General features: G+C 66.2%; 17 protein-coding genes and 1 tRNA gene. 6 read left to right on the top strand and 12 right to left on the bottom strand.

Features of this window, described 5'->3' with window-relative positions; genetic code table 11:
* Positions 1 to 228: 228 nt before the first annotated feature.
* Entirely contained in the window at positions 229 to 1,260 is a 1,032-nt protein-coding gene (locus SB771_RS05305; RefSeq protein WP_011657699.1) for a CDP-6-deoxy-delta-3,4-glucoseen reductase, read from the bottom strand.
* A gap of 106 nt (positions 1,261 to 1,366) precedes the next feature.
* On the opposite strand from SB771_RS05305, the gene SB771_RS05300 reads away from it, so the two are divergent.
* Positions 1,367 to 2,404 (top strand): NAD-dependent epimerase/dehydratase family protein, encoded by a 1,038-nt coding sequence (locus SB771_RS05300; protein WP_175660287.1) that lies wholly within the window; start codon positions 1,367 to 1,369, stop codon positions 2,402 to 2,404.
* Here SB771_RS05300 and SB771_RS05295 read toward each other — a convergent pair.
* Together SB771_RS05295 and SB771_RS05290 are read right to left on the bottom strand one after the other, a co-directional pair.
* A complete protein-coding gene (locus tag SB771_RS05295) occupies positions 2,387 to 2,575 on the bottom strand; it encodes a hypothetical protein (RefSeq protein ID WP_105833108.1) in 189 nt (62 codons plus the stop codon). The genes SB771_RS05300 and SB771_RS05295 overlap by 18 nt on opposite strands.
* A gap of 107 nt (positions 2,576 to 2,682) precedes the next feature.
* The gene (locus SB771_RS05290) at positions 2,683 to 3,399 is read right to left on the bottom strand and encodes a pseudouridine synthase (protein ID WP_175660286.1); all 717 of its coding nucleotides are present in this window, start codon (positions 3,397 to 3,399) and stop codon (positions 2,683 to 2,685) included.
* A gap of 294 nt (positions 3,400 to 3,693) precedes the next feature.
* On the opposite strand from SB771_RS05290, the gene SB771_RS05285 reads away from it, so the two are divergent.
* Both SB771_RS05285 and SB771_RS05280 read left to right on the top strand, forming a co-directional pair.
* Positions 3,694 to 4,467, top strand: a complete 774-nt coding sequence (locus SB771_RS05285) for an SDR family oxidoreductase (RefSeq protein ID WP_011657695.1) — start codon at positions 3,694 to 3,696, stop codon at positions 4,465 to 4,467.
* Between the two features lie 175 nt (positions 4,468 to 4,642).
* Complete coding sequence (locus tag SB771_RS05280; RefSeq protein WP_175660285.1) at positions 4,643 to 5,572, top strand: LysR family transcriptional regulator; 930 nt, start codon at positions 4,643 to 4,645, stop codon at positions 5,570 to 5,572.
* A gap of 84 nt (positions 5,573 to 5,656) precedes the next feature.
* Here the strand turns inward: SB771_RS05280 and SB771_RS05275 are convergent, their stop codons facing one another.
* Positions 5,657 to 6,553, bottom strand: a complete 897-nt coding sequence (locus tag SB771_RS05275; RefSeq protein WP_175660284.1) for a LysR family transcriptional regulator — start codon at positions 6,551 to 6,553, stop codon at positions 5,657 to 5,659.
* Positions 6,554 to 6,657: 104 nt separating this feature from the next.
* Between SB771_RS05275 and SB771_RS05270 the strand changes: the two genes are divergently transcribed.
* Entirely contained in the window at positions 6,658 to 7,548 is an 891-nt protein-coding gene (locus SB771_RS05270; RefSeq protein ID WP_175660283.1) for an alpha/beta fold hydrolase, read from the top strand.
* A 31-nt stretch (positions 7,549 to 7,579) separates the two neighbouring features.
* Here SB771_RS05270 and SB771_RS05265 read toward each other — a convergent pair whose 3' ends face one another.
* Both SB771_RS05265 and SB771_RS05260 read right to left on the bottom strand, forming a co-directional pair.
* The gene (locus SB771_RS05265) at positions 7,580 to 8,479 is read right to left on the bottom strand and encodes an SDR family oxidoreductase (RefSeq protein ID WP_175660282.1); all 900 of its coding nucleotides are present in this window, start codon (positions 8,477 to 8,479) and stop codon (positions 7,580 to 7,582) included.
* 76 nt (positions 8,480 to 8,555) lie between these two features.
* Positions 8,556 to 9,293: an SDR family oxidoreductase gene (locus tag SB771_RS05260; RefSeq protein ID WP_175660281.1), complete on the bottom strand. Its 738-nt coding sequence runs from the start codon at positions 9,291 to 9,293 to the stop codon at positions 8,556 to 8,558.
* Positions 9,294 to 9,410: 117 nt separating this feature from the next.
* Between SB771_RS05260 and SB771_RS05255 the strand changes: the two genes are divergently transcribed.
* On the top strand, positions 9,411 to 10,313 hold the full coding sequence (locus tag SB771_RS05255; protein ID WP_175660280.1) for a LysR family transcriptional regulator: 903 nt from the start codon (positions 9,411 to 9,413) through the stop codon (positions 10,311 to 10,313).
* A 161-nt stretch (positions 10,314 to 10,474) separates the two neighbouring features.
* Here SB771_RS05255 and SB771_RS05250 read toward each other — a convergent pair whose 3' ends face one another.
* The 6 genes from SB771_RS05250 to SB771_RS05225 form a co-directional block, all read right to left on the bottom strand.
* Positions 10,475 to 10,777 (bottom strand): hypothetical protein, encoded by a 303-nt coding sequence (locus SB771_RS05250; protein ID WP_175660279.1) that lies wholly within the window; start codon positions 10,775 to 10,777, stop codon positions 10,475 to 10,477.
* 62 nt (positions 10,778 to 10,839) lie between these two features.
* A complete protein-coding gene (locus SB771_RS05245; protein ID WP_175660278.1) occupies positions 10,840 to 11,238 on the bottom strand; it encodes a hypothetical protein in 399 nt (132 codons plus the stop codon).
* A 130-nt stretch (positions 11,239 to 11,368) separates the two neighbouring features.
* Positions 11,369 to 11,926 carry a hypothetical protein gene (locus tag SB771_RS05240; RefSeq protein WP_175660277.1) on the bottom strand — a complete coding sequence of 186 codons (558 nt, stop codon included), beginning with the start codon at positions 11,924 to 11,926 and terminating at the stop codon, positions 11,369 to 11,371.
* An 872-nt stretch (positions 11,927 to 12,798) separates the two neighbouring features.
* Positions 12,799 to 12,883: transfer RNA gene (locus SB771_RS05235), tRNA-Leu, on the bottom strand.
* A gap of 97 nt (positions 12,884 to 12,980) precedes the next feature.
* A complete protein-coding gene (locus tag SB771_RS05230; protein WP_175660276.1) occupies positions 12,981 to 14,138 on the bottom strand; it encodes an ABC transporter substrate-binding protein in 1,158 nt (385 codons plus the stop codon).
* Between the two features lie 152 nt (positions 14,139 to 14,290).
* Positions 14,291 to 15,232 (bottom strand): CysB family HTH-type transcriptional regulator, encoded by a 942-nt coding sequence (locus tag SB771_RS05225; protein WP_126228346.1) that lies wholly within the window; start codon positions 15,230 to 15,232, stop codon positions 14,291 to 14,293.
* A 219-nt stretch (positions 15,233 to 15,451) separates the two neighbouring features.
* Here SB771_RS05225 and SB771_RS05220 point away from each other — a divergent pair, with 219 nt between their 5' ends.
* Positions 15,452 to 17,131, top strand: coding sequence for a nitrite/sulfite reductase (locus SB771_RS05220; protein ID WP_105833089.1), 1,680 nt, complete (start codon positions 15,452 to 15,454; stop codon positions 17,129 to 17,131).
* Positions 17,132 to 17,134 lie beyond the last annotated feature (3 nt).

Genomic DNA, 17,134 nt, shown 5'->3' with positions numbered 1-17,134 from the left:
TGGTGGATCGAACAGCTTGTGCGTAACCGGTGAAGCGAGGAGGGTTACGCGCGAGTCCGTGACGAGCCGGCGGCATCCGGGCGGAGCGGCGAGCGGCGACGTCGGAGAGCGGACAGGAAGCGGTTCATGTGCGCAAGCATAAGGCATCCCGCGCCCCACTGTAAACCGCCGCGATGCCACGGATGTGACACGGCGGAGCACAGCGGCAGGCGCGGGCGCGCCCGGTGCTCAGACCGGATGCGCGAGATCGGCGGCGCTCGTGAACGAGTCCGCGTAGAACTCGTCGGCCGGCAGCGCGTGATGTTGCGTGAAGTCGCGCTGCGCGGATTCGACCATCACCGGCGCGCCGCATGCGTACACCTGGTAGCCCGACAGGTCGGGCAGATCCTCGATCACCGCGCGGTGGACGAAGCCGGTGCGGCCGGTCCACTGGTCGGCGTCGTCCGGCTCCGACAGCACCGGCACGTACTTGAAGTTCGGGATCTCGCGCGCCCATTGCTCGGCGAGCTCGCCGAGGTAGAGATCCTTCTTGCGGCGCGCGCCCCAGTAGAGCGTCATCGGGCGCGTGATGCCCGTGTGCTTCACGTGCTCGATGATCGCCTTGATCGGCGCGAAGCCGGTGCCCGACGCGAGCAGCACGATCGGCTTGTCGGAGTCCTCGCGCAGGAAGAACGTGCCGAGCGGGCCTTCGAAGCGCAGGATGTCGCGCTCCTTCATCGCGCCGAACACGTGATCGGTGAACTTCCCGCCCGGCATGTGGCGGATGTGCAGCTCGACCGGGCCTTCCTCGTGCGGCGCGTTCGCCATCGAGTAGCTGCGGCGCGAGCCGTCCTTCAGGATGAACTCGACGTACTGGCCCGCGAGGTATTGCAGGCGCTCGTTGGCGGGCAACTGCAGCTTCACGACCATCACATCGTCGGCACGGCGCTCGAGCGCGGCGATCCGGCACGGCAGCTTCTTCACCTGCACGCCGTCGACGCCGGCGATTTCACGCACGTCGATCTCGAGGTCGCATTGCGCCTTCGAGCAGCACAGCAGCGCGAGGCCGCGCGTGCGCTCGTCGTTGGACAGCGCGGACGCGGCGTGCGGGCCCTGTTCGATCTGGCCCGACACGATCTGACCCTTGCAGGAGCCGCACGCGCCGTTCTTGCACCCGTACGGCAGATGGACGTTCTGGCGCAGCGCCGCCGCCAGCACGGTTTCGTCCGACTCGACCTGGAACTGCCGGCCGCTTTGCTTGAGAGTAACGTTGAATGCCATAGAACCAAATAGAACAAAATGTGGGGACCGTGCATATCGCGCACGGCAGCTACAATGCAAACCCGTTGCGCGCCGCGCAACGGTGGCTACTGATTTCGCAACCAACATGATCGCGACTCGAATCCTGCACCGCCCGCGCGCACTGATCGTGGGCTGCGGCGACGTCGGCCTGCGCTGCGTCGCGCAATGGCGCGCCGCGCGCCCCGACCTGCGCATCGTCGCGCTGACGAGCCATCCGGGCCGCTGCGACGAATTGCGCGCGGCAGGCGCGACGCCGATCGTCGGCGACCTCGATCACCGCGCGACGCTCGGACGGATCGCCGGGCTCGCCCGCACGATCCTGCATCTGGCGCCGCCGCAGTCCGACGGCAGCGACGATCGCCGCACCCGCGCGCTGATCGCCGCATTGTCCGTGCCTGCGCGGCGACCCGCCGCACCGTCGGTGTCCGCGGTCGGCCGGCTTCGCACGCTGCGCGCGGCGACCCGACAAGCCGGCGCGCCCGGTCGGGCAGCGCGTATTGTACCCGACGCCCTTCGCGCGCCGACGCTCGTCTACGCCAGCACGACGGGCGTCTACGGCGATTGCGGCGGGGCGCGAATCGACGAAACGCAGCCGCTGCGCCCCGCGAATCCGCGCGCGTTCCGGCGCGTGTCGGCCGAGCGTCAGTTGCGGGCGGCGACGGTGCGCGGCGCATTGTCCGCGCGCATCGTGCGCATTCCCGGCATCTACGCGGCGAACCGGCTGCCGCTCGCGCGGCTCGAGCGCGGCACGCCGGCGCTGGATGCGGCCGACGACGTCTACACGAATCACATCCACGCGGACGATCTCGCGACGATCCTGCGCCGCGCGGCCGTGCGCGGCAAGCCGGCGCGCGCCGTGCACGCGTCGGACGACAGCGAACTGCGAATGGGAGAGTATTTCGACCGGGTCGCGCGAGTGTTCGGCCTGCCGCCGCCGCCGCGCATCAGCCGCGCGGACGCCGAGCATCAGCTCGAGCCGACGCTGCTGTCATTCATGCGCGAATCGCGGCGCCTGTCCAATGCGCGCCTCAAGACCGAATTGTGCGTGACGTTGCGCTACCCGACCGTAGACGAATTCCTTCAAACGCTCGCGCCGCGCGGCGCGTCAGGTCAGCGCCGGTAGCGCCTCGATCAGCAGGAAGCACAGCAACGCGCCGATCAGCGCGCCGATCAGGTTCGGACTGTATTTGTGCTTCCTGTGCATCATGACCAGCAGTGCGCCGATCACGATGGCGCCCACGACCGCGAACGCGATCATCACGTACGACAGTTCCAACGAATGATTGATGTTCATGATGTGTCTCCCCTGCATCGCTGCTCGTACAGCTTGTGATTTCAGTATAGCGGGGGATCGTGCGGCCGAGATGCGGCCGGACACCGAACGGTCGTGCGGATTTTCCCTTAGAGGGTTTTGACGGGATCGCGCAGTGCCGACAGCTCGCGTTCCCCGAGCCAGCGCCACGCGCCGGGCGCGAGATCCTCCGGCAGCGTGAAGCCGCCGATGCTTTCGCGGTGCAGCGCCTCGACGCGGTTGCTCGCCGCGGCGACCATGCGCTTCACCTGATGATATTTGCCTTCGAGGACGGTCAGCGCGAGCGCGTGCGTGTCGCGCGCGTGGGCGGCGACCGCCGCGATCGGCTTCGGCTCGCCGTGGAGCTGCACGCCGGCGCGCAGCGCGTTCAACTGGGTGTCGTCGAGCGGGTGGCGCACGGTCGCGACGTAGGTCTTCGGCACCTTGCGCTTGGGCGACGTGTACGCGTGCACGAACTGGCCGTCGTCGGACAGCAGCAGCAGGCCCGTCGTGTCCTGGTCCAGACGGCCGACACACTGCACGCCGCGTGCGACGAGCGGCGCGGGCAGCAGGCTGAACACGCTCGCGTGGTGTTGCGGGTCGCGCGAACACTCATAGCCGGCCGGCTTGTTGAGCGCCAGATACGCGCGGGCGTGGAACGGCCAGGCGGTGTCGTCGACCGCGAATACGAGGCCGTCGGTGTCGAACGACGCGTCAGGGTCGGTCGCGCTCGCGCCCGCGACGGTGACGCGGCCCGATTCGATCAGGCCGCGGCACTGGCGGCGCGAGCCGAAGCCCTGCGTGTAGAGAATGCTTTCGAGATCCATAGCGCGCGCATTCTATCAAGCGGCGGGGCGGCACCGGCACGAACGCGCGCTCTGTGCGCGGTCATTCTTCACGGAAAGTCATGCCATTCGATTCGCTGCTATTGAGCCGGCAGGCCGGCGCCGCTAGCGTGTCGCGTCGGACAGATCGAGTAGCCGCCGTCAGTGCGGCAGCCCACCATTCCGGCCGAATGATTGGATCGTTTTTCTGGATAATTCATCCAGCCGTGCCCGGCTGACCGTCGCGTCGTGCGTGCCTACACTCGTAGCTTCATTCAACGCTGAAAGGAGTCAACCGTGGCCACTCACACGCTCGCAGACAAGGTCGTCCTGATCGCAGGCGGCGCCAAGAATCTCGGTGGCCTGATCGCCCGGGACCTGGCCGGCCACGGCGCGAAGGCGGTGGCAATTCACTACAACAGCGCGGCGTCGCAGGCGCAGGCCGAAGAGACGGCTGCCGCCGTGCGCGCGGCCGGCGCGCAAGCCGCGACGTTCCAGGCCGACCTGACGACCGCCGCTGCAGTGGAGAAACTGTTCGACGACGCGAAGCAGCGCTTCGGCAAGATCGACATCGCGATCAATACCGTCGGCAAGGTGCTGAAGAAGCCGTTCACCGACATCTCCGAGGCCGAATACGACGAGATGTTCGCGGTGAACAGCAAGTCGGCGTTCTTCTTCATCAAGGAGGCGGGGCGGCACCTCGAGGATCATGGCAAGCTCGTCACGCTCGTGACGTCGCTGCTCGGCGCGTTCACGCCGTTCTATGCGGCCTACGAAGGGTCGAAGGCGCCGGTCGAGCATTTCACGCGCGCCGCGTCGAAGGAGTACGGCGCGCGCGGCATCTCGGTGACGGCGGTCGGGCCGGGTCCGATGGACACGCCGTTCTTCTATCCGGCCGAAGGCGCCGACGCGGTCGCGTATCACAAGACGGCAGCCGCGCTGTCGCCGTTCAGCAAGACGGGCCTTACCGACATCGAGGACGTCGTGCCGTTCATCCGTCATCTCGTGACCGACGGCTGGTGGATCACTGGCCAGACGATCCTGATCAACGGCGGCTATACGACCAAGTAACGGGCCGCGTCGGCGGGCGTCGCGTGCGCGCAGCCGCCCGCAATGGACCGTTTGCATGGACAATGGACGGGCGCGCGGCCACCAAGCCGCGCGCCCGCTTTTCCTGTGCCGCCGGGCTCGGCCGCGCCATGCGACGGGTGCCGGCGACGGTCGTCCGAACCTACGTTTTGCTCCGATGGACAAGCTGGACCAGGTCAGAATCTTCCTTCAGGTTGCCGAGATGGGCAGCTTCATCAAGGCCGCGCACGCGCTCGACGTGCCGCGCGCGACCGTGTCGGCCGCTGTCCAGCAACTCGAGGCGGCGCTCGGCACGCGCCTGTTGCACCGCACGACGCGGCAAGTCCAGCTGACTGCCGACGGCGCGCTGCTGCTCGAGCGCGGCCGGCGCCTGCTCGCGGAAGCCGACGAACTCGACCGGCTGTTCCGGCGTCGCGATCGCGACGTGGTCGGGCGGCTGAACGTCGATGCGCCGAGCCGGATCGCACGCCGCGTGATCGCGCCGGCACTGCCGTCGCTGTTTCGCCGCCACCCGAAGCTGCAACTGTCGCTCGGCTCGACGGACCGCACGATCGATCTCGTGCAGGAGGGCGTCGACTGCGCGATCCGGGTCGGACGGCTCGCGGACAGCAGCCTCGTCGTGCGGCCGCTCGGACAGTTCGCGCTGATCAACTGCGCGAGCCCCGACTACCTGCGCGAATGCGGCGTCCCTGAGCATCCGGACGCGCTCGCGCACGGACACTGGGCGATCGGCTATGCGTCGCCGACGACCGGGCGCGAACTCGGCTGGGAATACTGCGCGGACGGCGGGCAGCACACGCTGGCGCTGCCGAGCCGCGTGATCGTCAACAACGCCGAAACGTATATCGCGAGCTGCATCGCCGGGATGGGGTTGATCCAGATTCCGCGCTTCGACGTCGCGCACCTGCTCGACAGCGGCGCGCTGGTCGAAGTGATGCCCGGCCATCGCGCCGCGCCGATGGACGTGTCGGCCGTGTATCCGCATCGCCGGCACCGGTCGCGGCGGCTCAATGCGTTCATCGAGTGGTTCGGGGAGTTGATGGCGGATGCGCTGAGCGACACGGGTGTGGCCGCGCGCGGCGACTGAAAAGGGCGCCGCGCTCGCGTGCGCCGACCGAGATCGGCAGGTGTGAGCGGCCGTCGACGGGTGTTGCGGCCGCGGCGTGCGGGTTCAGCCGGGCCGCGCGGCGAACTGCCGGCTGCGCCCGGTGGCCCGCACCGCGTCGATCAGCGCGGCTGCCGCACCGTCGGGCTTCGACGCGAACGCATGAAAGCGCGCGGCCGGCAATGCCGGCAGGCCGTCGTCGGGCCCGCATGCGCGCAGACCGTCGCGCAACTGGCTGCGCGCGAGCGCCGTGACCGCGAAGCCGGCGAGCGCGGCCGATACGCACCCGGCCATGCTGCCGCTTTCGAACAGCACGCGAAACGGCCGCAGCGCGGCGGCGAGCGCGGACACCGCGGCTTCCCGATACACGCACGGCTCCGGGAAAAGCGCGAGCGGCACGTCGCCTGCGGCGTCGAGCGCCGTATCCGACGCGAACGCCCACACGAGCGGTTCTTCCCATAGCAGTTCGCCCGCTGCGTCGACTTGCCGGCATTGCTTGCCGAACACGACGTCGAGCCGGCCCAGCGCTTGCTCGCGCAACAGCGACGCGGTGATCCCGACCTTCAGTTCGATCGACGTGCGCGGATGGTTGTCGCGGAACGTGCGCAACACCTGCGGCAGCCACGTGCCCGCGAAGTCCTCCGATGCGCCCACGCGCAGCCGGCCATGCGCGGGCGCGCCGCGCAGCCGGGCACGCACCTCGCGCTCCATGTCGACGATATTGCGCGCGTACGCGTACAGCGTGTCGCCGGCCGGCGTGAGCGCGACGCGGCGCGTGGTGCGCGCGAGCAGCACCGTGCCGGCTGCCTGCTCGAGCCGCTTGATGTGGCCGCTGACCGCGGACGGCGTCAGCGCGAGGCGCTCCGCTGCTGGCGCGAAGCCGCGGCTGTCGACGACTTCGAGGAAGGTGCGCAACAGCGCGATGTCGAGCGCGGTCGATGCGCGATCGATTGGCGGTTCCATGGGTCGATTCAACGCGATATTCAAAGAATGGATCATGATACGCCGCGAATCATGATGAGAGGCGGGTCTACCATCGACCTTCAGACGATTCACCGGAGTGCACGATGACCGCTTATCGATTTGCGACGACCGCGTCGCTCGAACTCGCCTATCTCGAATGGAATCCGCGCGGCGAACGCGTGGCCGTGTTGCTGCACGGCTGGCCGGACAGCCCCGTCGGCTGGGAGACGGTGGCGCAAACGCTGGCTGTCCGCGGCTACCGCGTGCTGGCGCCCGCGCTGCGCGGCTTCGCGCCGACCCGTTTTCGCGATGCGACGGTGCCGCGCAGCGGCCAGCTCGCGGCGCTCGGGCGCGACCTGCTGGAATTCGTCGACGTGCTCGGCCTCGAGCGGCCCGTGCTGATCGGACACGACTGGGGCGCCCGCGCGGTCGCGAACGCATGCGGGCTGCGCGACGGCGTCGCGTCGCACTTGGTGATGCTGTCGGTCGGCTACGGCACCAACGATCCCGCGCAGCCGCTGTCGCTGCAGCAGGCGCGCAATTACTGGTATCACTGGTTCATGGCGACGCCGCGCGGCGAGCAGGCGTTGCGCGACGACCGGCGCGCGTTCGCGCGCCTGATGTGGGATACGTGGTCGCCGCCGGGCTGGTACCGCGAGGCGGAATTCGACGCGGCTGCCACCGCGTTCGACGGGCCCGACTGGATCGACGTCGTGCTGCATTCGTACCGGCAGCGGTGGGGCTTCGCGCCCGGCACGCCGGCCTATGCGGACGACGACGCGCGGCTGAATCCGGCGCCGCGGCTGTCGGTGCCGACGCTCGTGCTGCATGGCGGCGCGGATGCGTGCAACCACCCGGACAGCTCGGCCGGGCGCGAGCGGTTCTTCACGGGGCGCTACGCGCGACAGGTGCTGGACGGCGTGGGGCACTTTCCGCAGCGGGAGGCGCCGGCCGCGGTCGCGGAGGCAATCCTCGGGTTCTGCGAGCGAGACTGACGCGCGCCGGCCGGCCCGGCGCGCGGCGCGATCAGTTGCCGACGCGCGGTGTGAGCAGGTCGGCGAGTCCGATGTTGCGGAACATCTCGCGGCGAATGCGATCGCCAACACGGAACACTTCCTCCGCGCCGTCCTGCGACGGATCGACGAATACGCGGTACGGGCGCTTGCCAGACGGCGCGGCGACGATGTCGACGATCGCCGTCGCGACGGTGGCGGCATCGGCGTCCGCGGGCTCGAGTGCGGCGAGGCCTTGCAACGCCTGCTCGGCGACCCTCGCGTAGGGGCCGTCGTCGTACGCGGCCTGCACCGCCGTGTCGGCCGGCTTGCCCGCGTGGGCGAAGTGATTCGTGCCGTGGGTGAACGCGCCCGGTACGACGATCGATGTTTCGATGCCCCAGCGCGCAAGCTCGGCCGCATAGGACACCGCGAGCGAATCCATCGCGGCCTTCGCGGCGAAGTAGGGTGCGAGGAACGGCGGCGTGCCGCCGCGCGCCGACGAGGACGACACCCACACCAGCAGGCCGCGGCCCCGGCTGCGCAGGTGCGGCAGCACGGCCCGGTTCACGCGCTGGGTCGACACGACGTTGATGTCGTAGAGCTGCGCCAGCTGATCGGGCGTGAACGCTTCCGCCGGGCCGAACACCATGTGGCCGGCATTGTGGACGACGACGTCGAGGCGGCCGTTGTCCGCGATCACGCGCTCGATCGCGGCGGCGACGGATGCGTCGTCGCCGACGTCGAGTTCGACGGTGCGCAGGTCGACGCCGTGCTCGCGTGCGTAGTCGGCGATGGCGGCGACGCGCGGCGCATTGCGCCCGGCGCTCTCGCGCATCGACGCGTAGACCGTATGGCCGGCGCGGGCGAGTGCCTGGGCCGTCAGCAGGCCGAAGCCGCTGGACGCACCGGTGACGAGAATGACTTCCTTCATGATCGATCTCCTGCAAGCGGGTGGGGGCGGGCCACGGCGGGCGGCCCTTGTGCGGTGTGCGCGGTTCCTGCGTCGGTCAGCACATGCCGCCGTTGGCGCGCAGGATCTGGCCGTTGACCCATGCGCCGTCGGGGCCGGCGAGGAACGCGACGACGCCGGCGATGTCCGCGGGCTGGCCCAGCCGCTCGAGCGGGTTCATCTTCGCCAGGCGATCGACCTGCTCGGGGCTCTTGCCCTCGAGGAACAGCTCGGTCGCGACCGGCCCCGGCGCGACGGCGTTCACGCTGATGCCGCGGCCGCGCATTTCCTGCGCGAGGACCTGCGTCAGTCCCTCGACGGCTGCCTTGGTCGCAACGTACACGCCGTAGGTGGGCAGACGCACGCCGACCATCGTCGACGACAGGTTGACGATGCGGCCGCCGCTGCGCACGCGCTTTGCCGCCTCGCGGCTGACGTTGAAGGTGCCTTTGAGGTTGACCGCGACGGTCTGGTCGAACGTCGTGTCGTCGTAGTCGGCGATCGCGCCGAGCTTCATGACACCCGCGCTGTTGACGACCACATCGATGTGTCCGAATGCCTGCTCGGCCGCATCGAACAGCGCGGCCACCGCTGCCGGGTCGGCGATGTCCGCCTGTACCGCGATGGCCTCGCCGCCGTCGGCGGCGATCGCGTCGACCACTTCGCGCGCCGGGCCGGCGCCGCCGGCGTAGTTCACGACGACCCGGAAGCCGTCCCGGGCGAGGCGGCGAGCGATTTCCGCACCGATGCCGCGCGACGAGCCCGTGACGAGGGCGACCTGTTTCGATGTGTTCATGTCCTGCTCCTTGGTTCGTGAGGGCCGGGCGATCCGGCGACAGGACTAATGTAGGCTTCCGCGGTCAATAAAAATAATGAATAATGATCAGATCAAGAATGACTAAAAGTATGTCTCATGGCATTCGACAGCAGGCTCCTCAGCGGTATCGGTGTGCTCTCGGCGGTGATCGAGGCCGGTACCTTCGCGCGCGCGGGCGAGGCGATGGGGTTGACGCAGCCGGCGGTGAGCCGCGCGGTCGCGCGGCTGGAAGAGCGCGTCGGCATCCGGATCTTCAACCGGACGGCACGCGCGATCACGTTGACCGACGAAGGGCGGCGCTTCTACGAGGCGGTCGCGCCGCTGCTGGCCGGCATCGAGGAGGCGGCGGTCGACGCCGGCCGTTCCCGGGCGCGCGTCAGGGGACGGCTGCGGGTCAACGTGGACGGCACCTTCGGCCACTACGTGCTGGCGCCGAGGATGGCCGAATTCCTCGACCGCTTCCCCGAGCTGTCCGTCGAGATCAGCGTGCGCGACCGGATGGGCGACCTCGTCGCCGACGGGTTCGACGTGGCGGTGCGTTTCGGCATTCCGGAGCCGTCGTCATACCGTGCGCGGCTGCTGCTGGAGACGCACGTGCTGACCTGCGCGTCGGCGGCCTATGTCGCGCGTCACGGCGAGCCGCGGCACCCGCGGGATCTCGCGGACGGGCACCGCTGCGTGCTGATTCGCGATCCGGTGACGGGCCGTCCGTACGGATGGGAATTCCATCGCGGCGACGAAGTGGTGCCGTTCGACGCCATCGGACGGCTGACGGTCAACGATACGGGGGCGCTGCTCGGCGCATGCGTTGGCGGTGAGGGCGTTGCGCAGCTGCTGGAGCTCTATGCGAGGGACATCCTTGCGGAAGGGCGGCTGGTGCAGTTGCTGCCGGAATGGGCGGACGAGACATTCCCGCTCTACGCGTATCACCATGCGTCGAATCTCGTTTCCGCAAAGGTGCGCGTGTTTCTCGACTTCGTGCGGGAGCTGACGGGCTGAGGCGATGTGACAGCACACGGTGCGGCCGTGCGGCGGGAATTGCGCACGCGACAATCGGACAAGGTCCCAATTAGCGGGACGGAAGACAATAGCGGGGCATCGAGTGGCGTCAATTACCCATTGCATGAACGCCACTCGCTGCTCTTCAGCTTCCCGCTACCTCAATAGGTAAGATCGGTAAGGATGATGTTTTGCTGGTTCTGGTAGGCAGGGCCGACTCGATTGAATGCGATCAAAACGGGGGCGCCTGTCGTCCGGGCCGCGCATAAAATGGCCACGATGCTGGCATCGATGCTGTCATTCGTCACTTGATACGCGACGCCCTCGGATGCGTCGGTCAACGTTGCGCCGAACTTGTTGACGAAGTTCACTCCCGTGACCGTGACGAAGGCCAGCGACGCCGAGCTATCGCGAGACGCGAATGCCTGGAATCGCGCATCGTTCTTCAATGCTTCTTTGTTCATCGGATTTTCCTTGGATAAGAATGCCACGTGAATTTTGCTGAAGCGAAGTGCTTTCTCGACTATTAAACGGGGGTCACGATAAAAGCTTGCATCCCGTCGCTTCCGACGATGACATCGTTTTCAACGGTGCGGTTCAGGAAGGCATTCGTCAGGCCGTTGACGATGATCGGAAAACCATTGATGCTCGGGCCGACCTGGGAAAGCCGGGCAGCGGCATGGGCATCCGGGAGCAGCAAAAATGGATTGCCGGACTCCGGATTGGGAGGGCAGCTGAGATACCGTAGGTCGAAAGCGTTTCCGGGGGAATTCAGCTGCAACGTCACCTTCTCGAATTCGTTACCTGTGACGGGGTTGATGGTATTCCATATCGACGGATTTTCGCTGAACGCCAACCGTCCGTTGCTGTCCACGGACAAATAGAGTGAAGGCGTTCCCGAATATTTGAGGGTAATGGCAGTCATTTCGTGTCCTGAATGGATGTCTTTCTATTGAACGGATCAGGGCGCCGTCGAAGTGACGCCCTGACCGGTCGTCGGCTGGCATCGGGCGTGTAGCGCGCGCCAGTGACGTAACGTCGTGCCGCCGGCTACTTCAGGCTTGCGTGAACATGCCGGTTCCGGAACCCGTGAACTCGCCGTTCGCGCTTACCCACGGTCCCGATACCAGCACGGCCAGCACGCGCGGGCCTTCCAATAGGGTCATGGAAACCGAGCCGGAATTGATCGACAGCGACAACGAAAGCGGAACGCCGATCAGATTCTCCGCATCGGGAACCGTCCCCTGCATATACATGCCGGAAACGTTGATATTCGTTCCGCTCCCTGTTGCTTGCCCCACGAACTTCACCCGGATTCCTTGATTGGGCTGCGGGCCGATCGCGGCAACTGACGTACTGATATAGACCGTCTCGTCATTAGGCCCGCAACCGCAGCCGCAACCCTCGAAGCAAAAATAGCCGCAGATATACTGCTGGCATCCGCAGCCACACAACGATTGCGGCTGCACGCTCTGGTCAAAGGCAGTCTTCAGTTCCGGCTTCTTGGCGACCAGCGCTTGCCTGTTCTTGATCGCCACGTCGTAGGCCGCCTGAGATTTCTTTTCGAGTTCGGCAATCTGATCCGGCGTCACATCTTTAAGCGTTTCACTCATTTTGATGCCTCTATGATCTTCGTGTCGCGATGAAGGTATTGCGCCTCGCTCGGTCGGCGGGCTTTTTTCGTTTACGGCGCAATATCTCCAGACTGGATGGAAATTGCCGACCTGGCGATCTCGTATGTAAATGTTCTATAGGGTTGTCGCTTCGCTAAAACACGTCCCGGCCACTCGGGAACGGGTCCGAATGGAAATCGATTAAAAGAGAAGGTGTATCTGGTTCTATTTATTTCTATGTGGGGTGCCTAAAACATAACGTGATTTGAGTTTATGACTTGGAATCACTTAGGCAAACTGACAAATCCTACAGGATCATTGTGAATATTCGTTAAATGCGGTTCTGTAGAATATTTAACATTTTGGATTTTGCCGCTCAATAAAACAAAATATCCCGGGAATCAAACATTCGATTTATATGCTTGTGGTAACTGCCATGATGGATGGAGTTATTGATTGGCTGGGTTATTAGTATTCGGGTGTGTTTTTATAAATCCATTGGTTTATATTGTGGTGCAATTCCATGCTTGGAATCGGTATTTGAAATTGTGCGGGCGTGCCGGGCACAGCATGGAATCACGTTATTGCTCGTGCGTTCTTCCCGGGCCAGCATGTGAGTTCGAAGCTCGAGGGGGGCGCACACCGCACGTATCGTGCCGCTTGAGCAGGAACGGGAGCAGGCCGGCGCACCCGCTGTTGGCCGCTGGACGAAGCGAGCAAAGAAAAAGCCCCGGTCATCGCTGACACGGGGCTCTGTTCCGGCAGACTCTTCGGCGCGTCTTGTCGCTCGGAAGATGTTTGCTGCTTCGGTCTTCTACAGCCCTCCGGGGGAAGGCGCTGCGCAAGTCTTCGATTCTCTTGCGCTTCTTTACTGGTGCCCAGGGCCGGAATCGAACCGGCACGCCTTGCGGCGGGGGATTTTGAGTCCCCTGCGTCTACCAATTTCACCACCTGGGCTTTTTGATTCTGGCCGCGCTGCAGTCGCGCGCGGCGAACGGCAGATTATGGCGGAAAACGGCTCGCCGGGCAAGCCGCCAGGCGAGCCGTTCGCGCGTTACTGGCTGAGATAGACGAACCGGCCCTGCTTGACGATTCCCATCACGCTTGCGCGCTGATCGAGCCCGACGTGATCCTTGTCGCTGGTATTGACCACGCCGTTCGGCACGACGAGCTCGTTCGCGCGTTCGAGTTCGCGTCGCAGCGCCGCGCGGAAGGCGGGCGTGCCGGGTTGCGCGGTTTTCAGCGCCCGGCCGACCGCATCCGCCAGCCGTGGGTACACACCGGCCGCGTCGCCCGCGAACTGCGTGACCGTGCCGGCGCCGTACTTCGCTTCGTACGCGTCGACGAACGCGAGCGCCGCCTTGCGCGCCGGATGATCGGCCGGCAGCGTGCGCGCGACGACGACCGGCTGCGTCGGGAACAGCGTCCCGTCGACGTCCTTGCCGCCGAGCTTGATGAACTCCGGCGTCGCGATCCCGTGCGTCTGATAGATCGCGCCCTTGTAGCCGCGCTCGATCAACGTGCGTTGCGGCAGCACGGCCGGCGTGCCCGAGCCGGCGACCAGGATCGCGTCGGGCTTCGCCGCGATCAGCTTCAGCGCCTGGCCGGTCACGCTCGCGTCGGTGCGGTTGAAGCGCTCGGTCGCGATCACGCGAATCTTGCGCACTTGCGCGAAGCGCGTGAATTCGTTCAGCCAGCTGTCGCCGTAGCTGTCCGCGAAGCCGATGAAGCCGACCGTCTTCACGCCGTGATTGGCCATGTAGCGCGTCATTACGTCAGCCATCGCGCTGTCGCTCTGCGCCATCTTGAACGCCCACGTCCGCGCGCCTTCCTGCGGCTCGACGATCGCGCCGGAGCCGACCAGCGTGATCATCGGCGTCTGGCCGGCCGCCACCGCGTCGAGCGCCGCGAGCGCGGCCGGCGTGATGTTCGGCCCGACCACGACGTCGACGTGATCCTCGTCGACCAGCTTGCGGATGTTGCGCACGGCGGTGCCCGGGTCCGACGCGTCGTCGAGCACCGTCACCTGCACCGGCTGCCCGGCGATCGTCTTCGGCCACATCAGGATCGCGTTCTTGCTGGTGATGCCGATCGCGGCGGCCGGGCCGGTGGACGACAGGTCGACGCCGACCTTCAGGTCGGCATGCGCGGCCGCGCAGGCGAGCGCGAGGGCGGCGCCGGCGGCGCGGCGCAACAGGGCGGGAAGCGTCATGCGGGAATCTCCGTCGGGCAACGAAAAGGGGCGCGATATGCGCCCCTGTGGTTATACACGTACACCTCGTTTCTCGAAAATGCCGGCAGCCCCGAGGGGTTCCTGATCCTCGCCGGGCGTCTGGCGCGAAGCGACCGGCCTTAGGGCGCCGGTCAAAGCTCGTACGATTCGGCTTCGCCCTTGAGCGCCTGCTCGATCAGCTTGCGGTTCAGCGTCGGCGACAGCAGCTCGACGAGCGTATACACATAGCTGCGCAGATACGCGCCCTGCTTGAGCGCGACGCGCGTCACGTTGCTGCCGAACAGGTGGCCGACCGGAATCAACCGCAGGTTGCGATCGCGCTCCGGGTTGAACGCGATGTCGGCCATGATCCCGACGCCGAGGCCGAGCTCGACATAGGTCTTGATCACGTCGGCGTCGATCGCCTCGAGCACGATGTCCGGCGCCAGCCCGCGCAGCGCGAACGCATGGTTGATCTTCTTGCGGCCCGCGAACGCATCGTCGTACGTGATCAGCGGGTATTGCGCGAGATCGTCCAGCGTGACGGGCTTGCGTTCGAGCAGCGGGTGGTCGGCCGGCACCACGGCCGCGTGATGCCACTGGAAGCAGGGCAGCGACACGAGTTCCTTGTAGTCGGCGATCGCCTCCGTCGCGATCGCGAGATCGGCCTGGTCGTGGATCACCATCTCGGCGACCTGCGTCGGGCTGCCCTGCAGGATCGACAGGTGCACCTTCGGGAAGCGCTTCTTGAACTCGGCGATCGCGGCCGGCAGCGAGTAGCGCGCCTGCGTGTGGGTGGCGGCGATCGTCAGGTTGCCCTGATCCTGAGCCGCATAATCTTTTCCGACCCTTTTCAGGCTTTCGACTTCCTGCAGGATCCGCTCGACCGACGCGAGGATGATCCTGCCGGGCTCGGTGAGCGAGCGCACGCGCTTGCCGTGCCGCGTGAAGATCTCCACGCCGAGCTCGTCCTCGAGCTCGATGATGGCCTTCGAAACCCCCGGCTGCGACGTGTAGAGCGCCTTGGCGGCCTCGGTGAGGTTGAAATTCTGCCGGACGGCCTCGCGCACGAAGCGAAATTGGTGCAGGTTCATTTATAACCCTTCCGCATATCAACAGAATTTTTTAGTCGTTTGAAATATAAGGCGAGTTTATTACGATTCACCGGAGTTTTTCAAATATGGATATCTGTTTTCGTCATTAGCAATCCAGCCGGGCAGCGGAAGGCCGCCGGCGGTGGCGACGGAACGGAGATTCGGGCGCGACGTGGCTAGGACGTCGCGCGGTCACCACGAAAACCCTGGGGTCCCCGAATGTATCAGTACGACCAGTACGACCAGACGATCGTCGACGAACGCGTCGCACAGTACCGCGATCAGGTGCGCCGCCGCCTGTCGGGCGAGCTGAGCGAAGACGAGTTCCGTCCGCTGCGCCTGCAGAACGGCCTGTACATGCAGCGCCACGCGTACATGCACCGCATCGCGATTCCGTACGGCAACCTGCGCAGCGACCAGCTCCGCATGCTGGCGCGCATCGCCCGCGAACACGACCGCGGCTACGGCCACTTCTCGACCCGCTCGAACATCCAGTTCAACTGGGTCGAGCTGGAAGACACGCCGGAGATCCTCGCGAAGCTCGCATCGGTGCAGATGCACGCGATCCAGACGTCGGGCAACTGCATCCGCAACATCACGGCCGACCAGTTCGCCGGCGTCGCGCAGGACGAGGAGATCGATCCGCGTCCGTGGGCCGAGATCCTGCGCCAGTGGTCGACGTTCCATCCCGAATTCGCATGGCTGCCGCGCAAGTTCAAGATCGCGGTGTCCGGCTCGAAGGACGACCGCGCGGCCGTGCAGATCCACGACCTCGGCGTGTACCTGAAGAAGAACGCGCAGGGCGAAGTGGTCGCGAGCATCCTCGCGGGCGGCGGCCTCGGCCGTACGCCGATCGTCGGTGCGGTGATCAAGGAAGACCTGCCGTGGCAGCACCTGCTCACCTACTGCGAAGCCGTGCTGCGCGTGTACAACCGCTACGGCCGCCGCGACAACCTGTACAAGGCGCGGATCAAGATCCTCGTGAAGGCGCTGTCGCCCGCGAAGTTCGCGCAGCAGGTCGAGGAAGAGTGGCAGCACCTGAAGGACGGCCCATCGACGCTCACGCAGGCCGAGCTCGACCGCGTGTCGCAGTCCTTCCTGCCGCCCGTCTACGAGAAGCTCGCCGACACCGACGCATCGTTCGAACAGCACCTGCTCGAGAACAAGGCGTTCGCGCGCTGGGTCGAGCGTAACGTCGCGCCGCACAAGGTGCCGGGCTATGCCGCCGTCACGCTGTCGCTGAAGGACCACCGCGTGGCCCCGGGCGACGCGACCGACGCGCAGATGGACCTGGTGGCCGACTGGGCCGACGCGTACTCGTTCGGCGAACTGCGCGTGTCGCACGAGCAGAACCTGATTCTCGCGAACGTGAAGAAGCGCGACCTGTTCGCGCTGTGGGAAAAGGCGAAGGCGGCCGGTTTCGCGACGCCGAACGTCGGCCTGCTGACCGACATCATCGCGTGCCCGGGCGGCGACTTCTGCTCGCTCGCGAACGCGAAGTCGATCCCGATCGCGCTGGCGATCCAGCAGCGTTTCGACGATCTGGACTACGTGTACGACCTCGGCGACCTGTCGCTGAATATTTCCGGTTGCATGAACTCGTGCGGTCATCATCACGTGGGCAACATCGGCATCCTCGGCGTCGACAAGGACGGTGCCGAGTGGTACCAGGTGTCGCTCGGCGGCGAGCAGGGCACGGGCCGCAACGGCGCGCGCCTCGGCCGCGTGATCGGGCCGTCGTTCTCGGCGGAAGAAGTGCCGGGCGTGATCGCGAAGCTGATCGACACGTTCGTCGAGGCGCGCATCGACGGCGAGCGCTTCATCGACACGTACGACCGCATCGGCATCGCGCCGTTCAAGGAGCGCGTGTATGCGGCGCGCCAGGCAGTGAACGCGTAACCA

The organism is Burkholderia sp. SIMBA_051 (assembly GCF_046534915.1).
GTDB lineage: Bacteria > Pseudomonadota > Gammaproteobacteria > Burkholderiales > Burkholderiaceae > Burkholderia > Burkholderia ambifaria.
The sequence above is the reverse complement of the archived record's forward strand: the minus strand, read 5'-3'. Positions and strand labels throughout refer to the sequence as shown.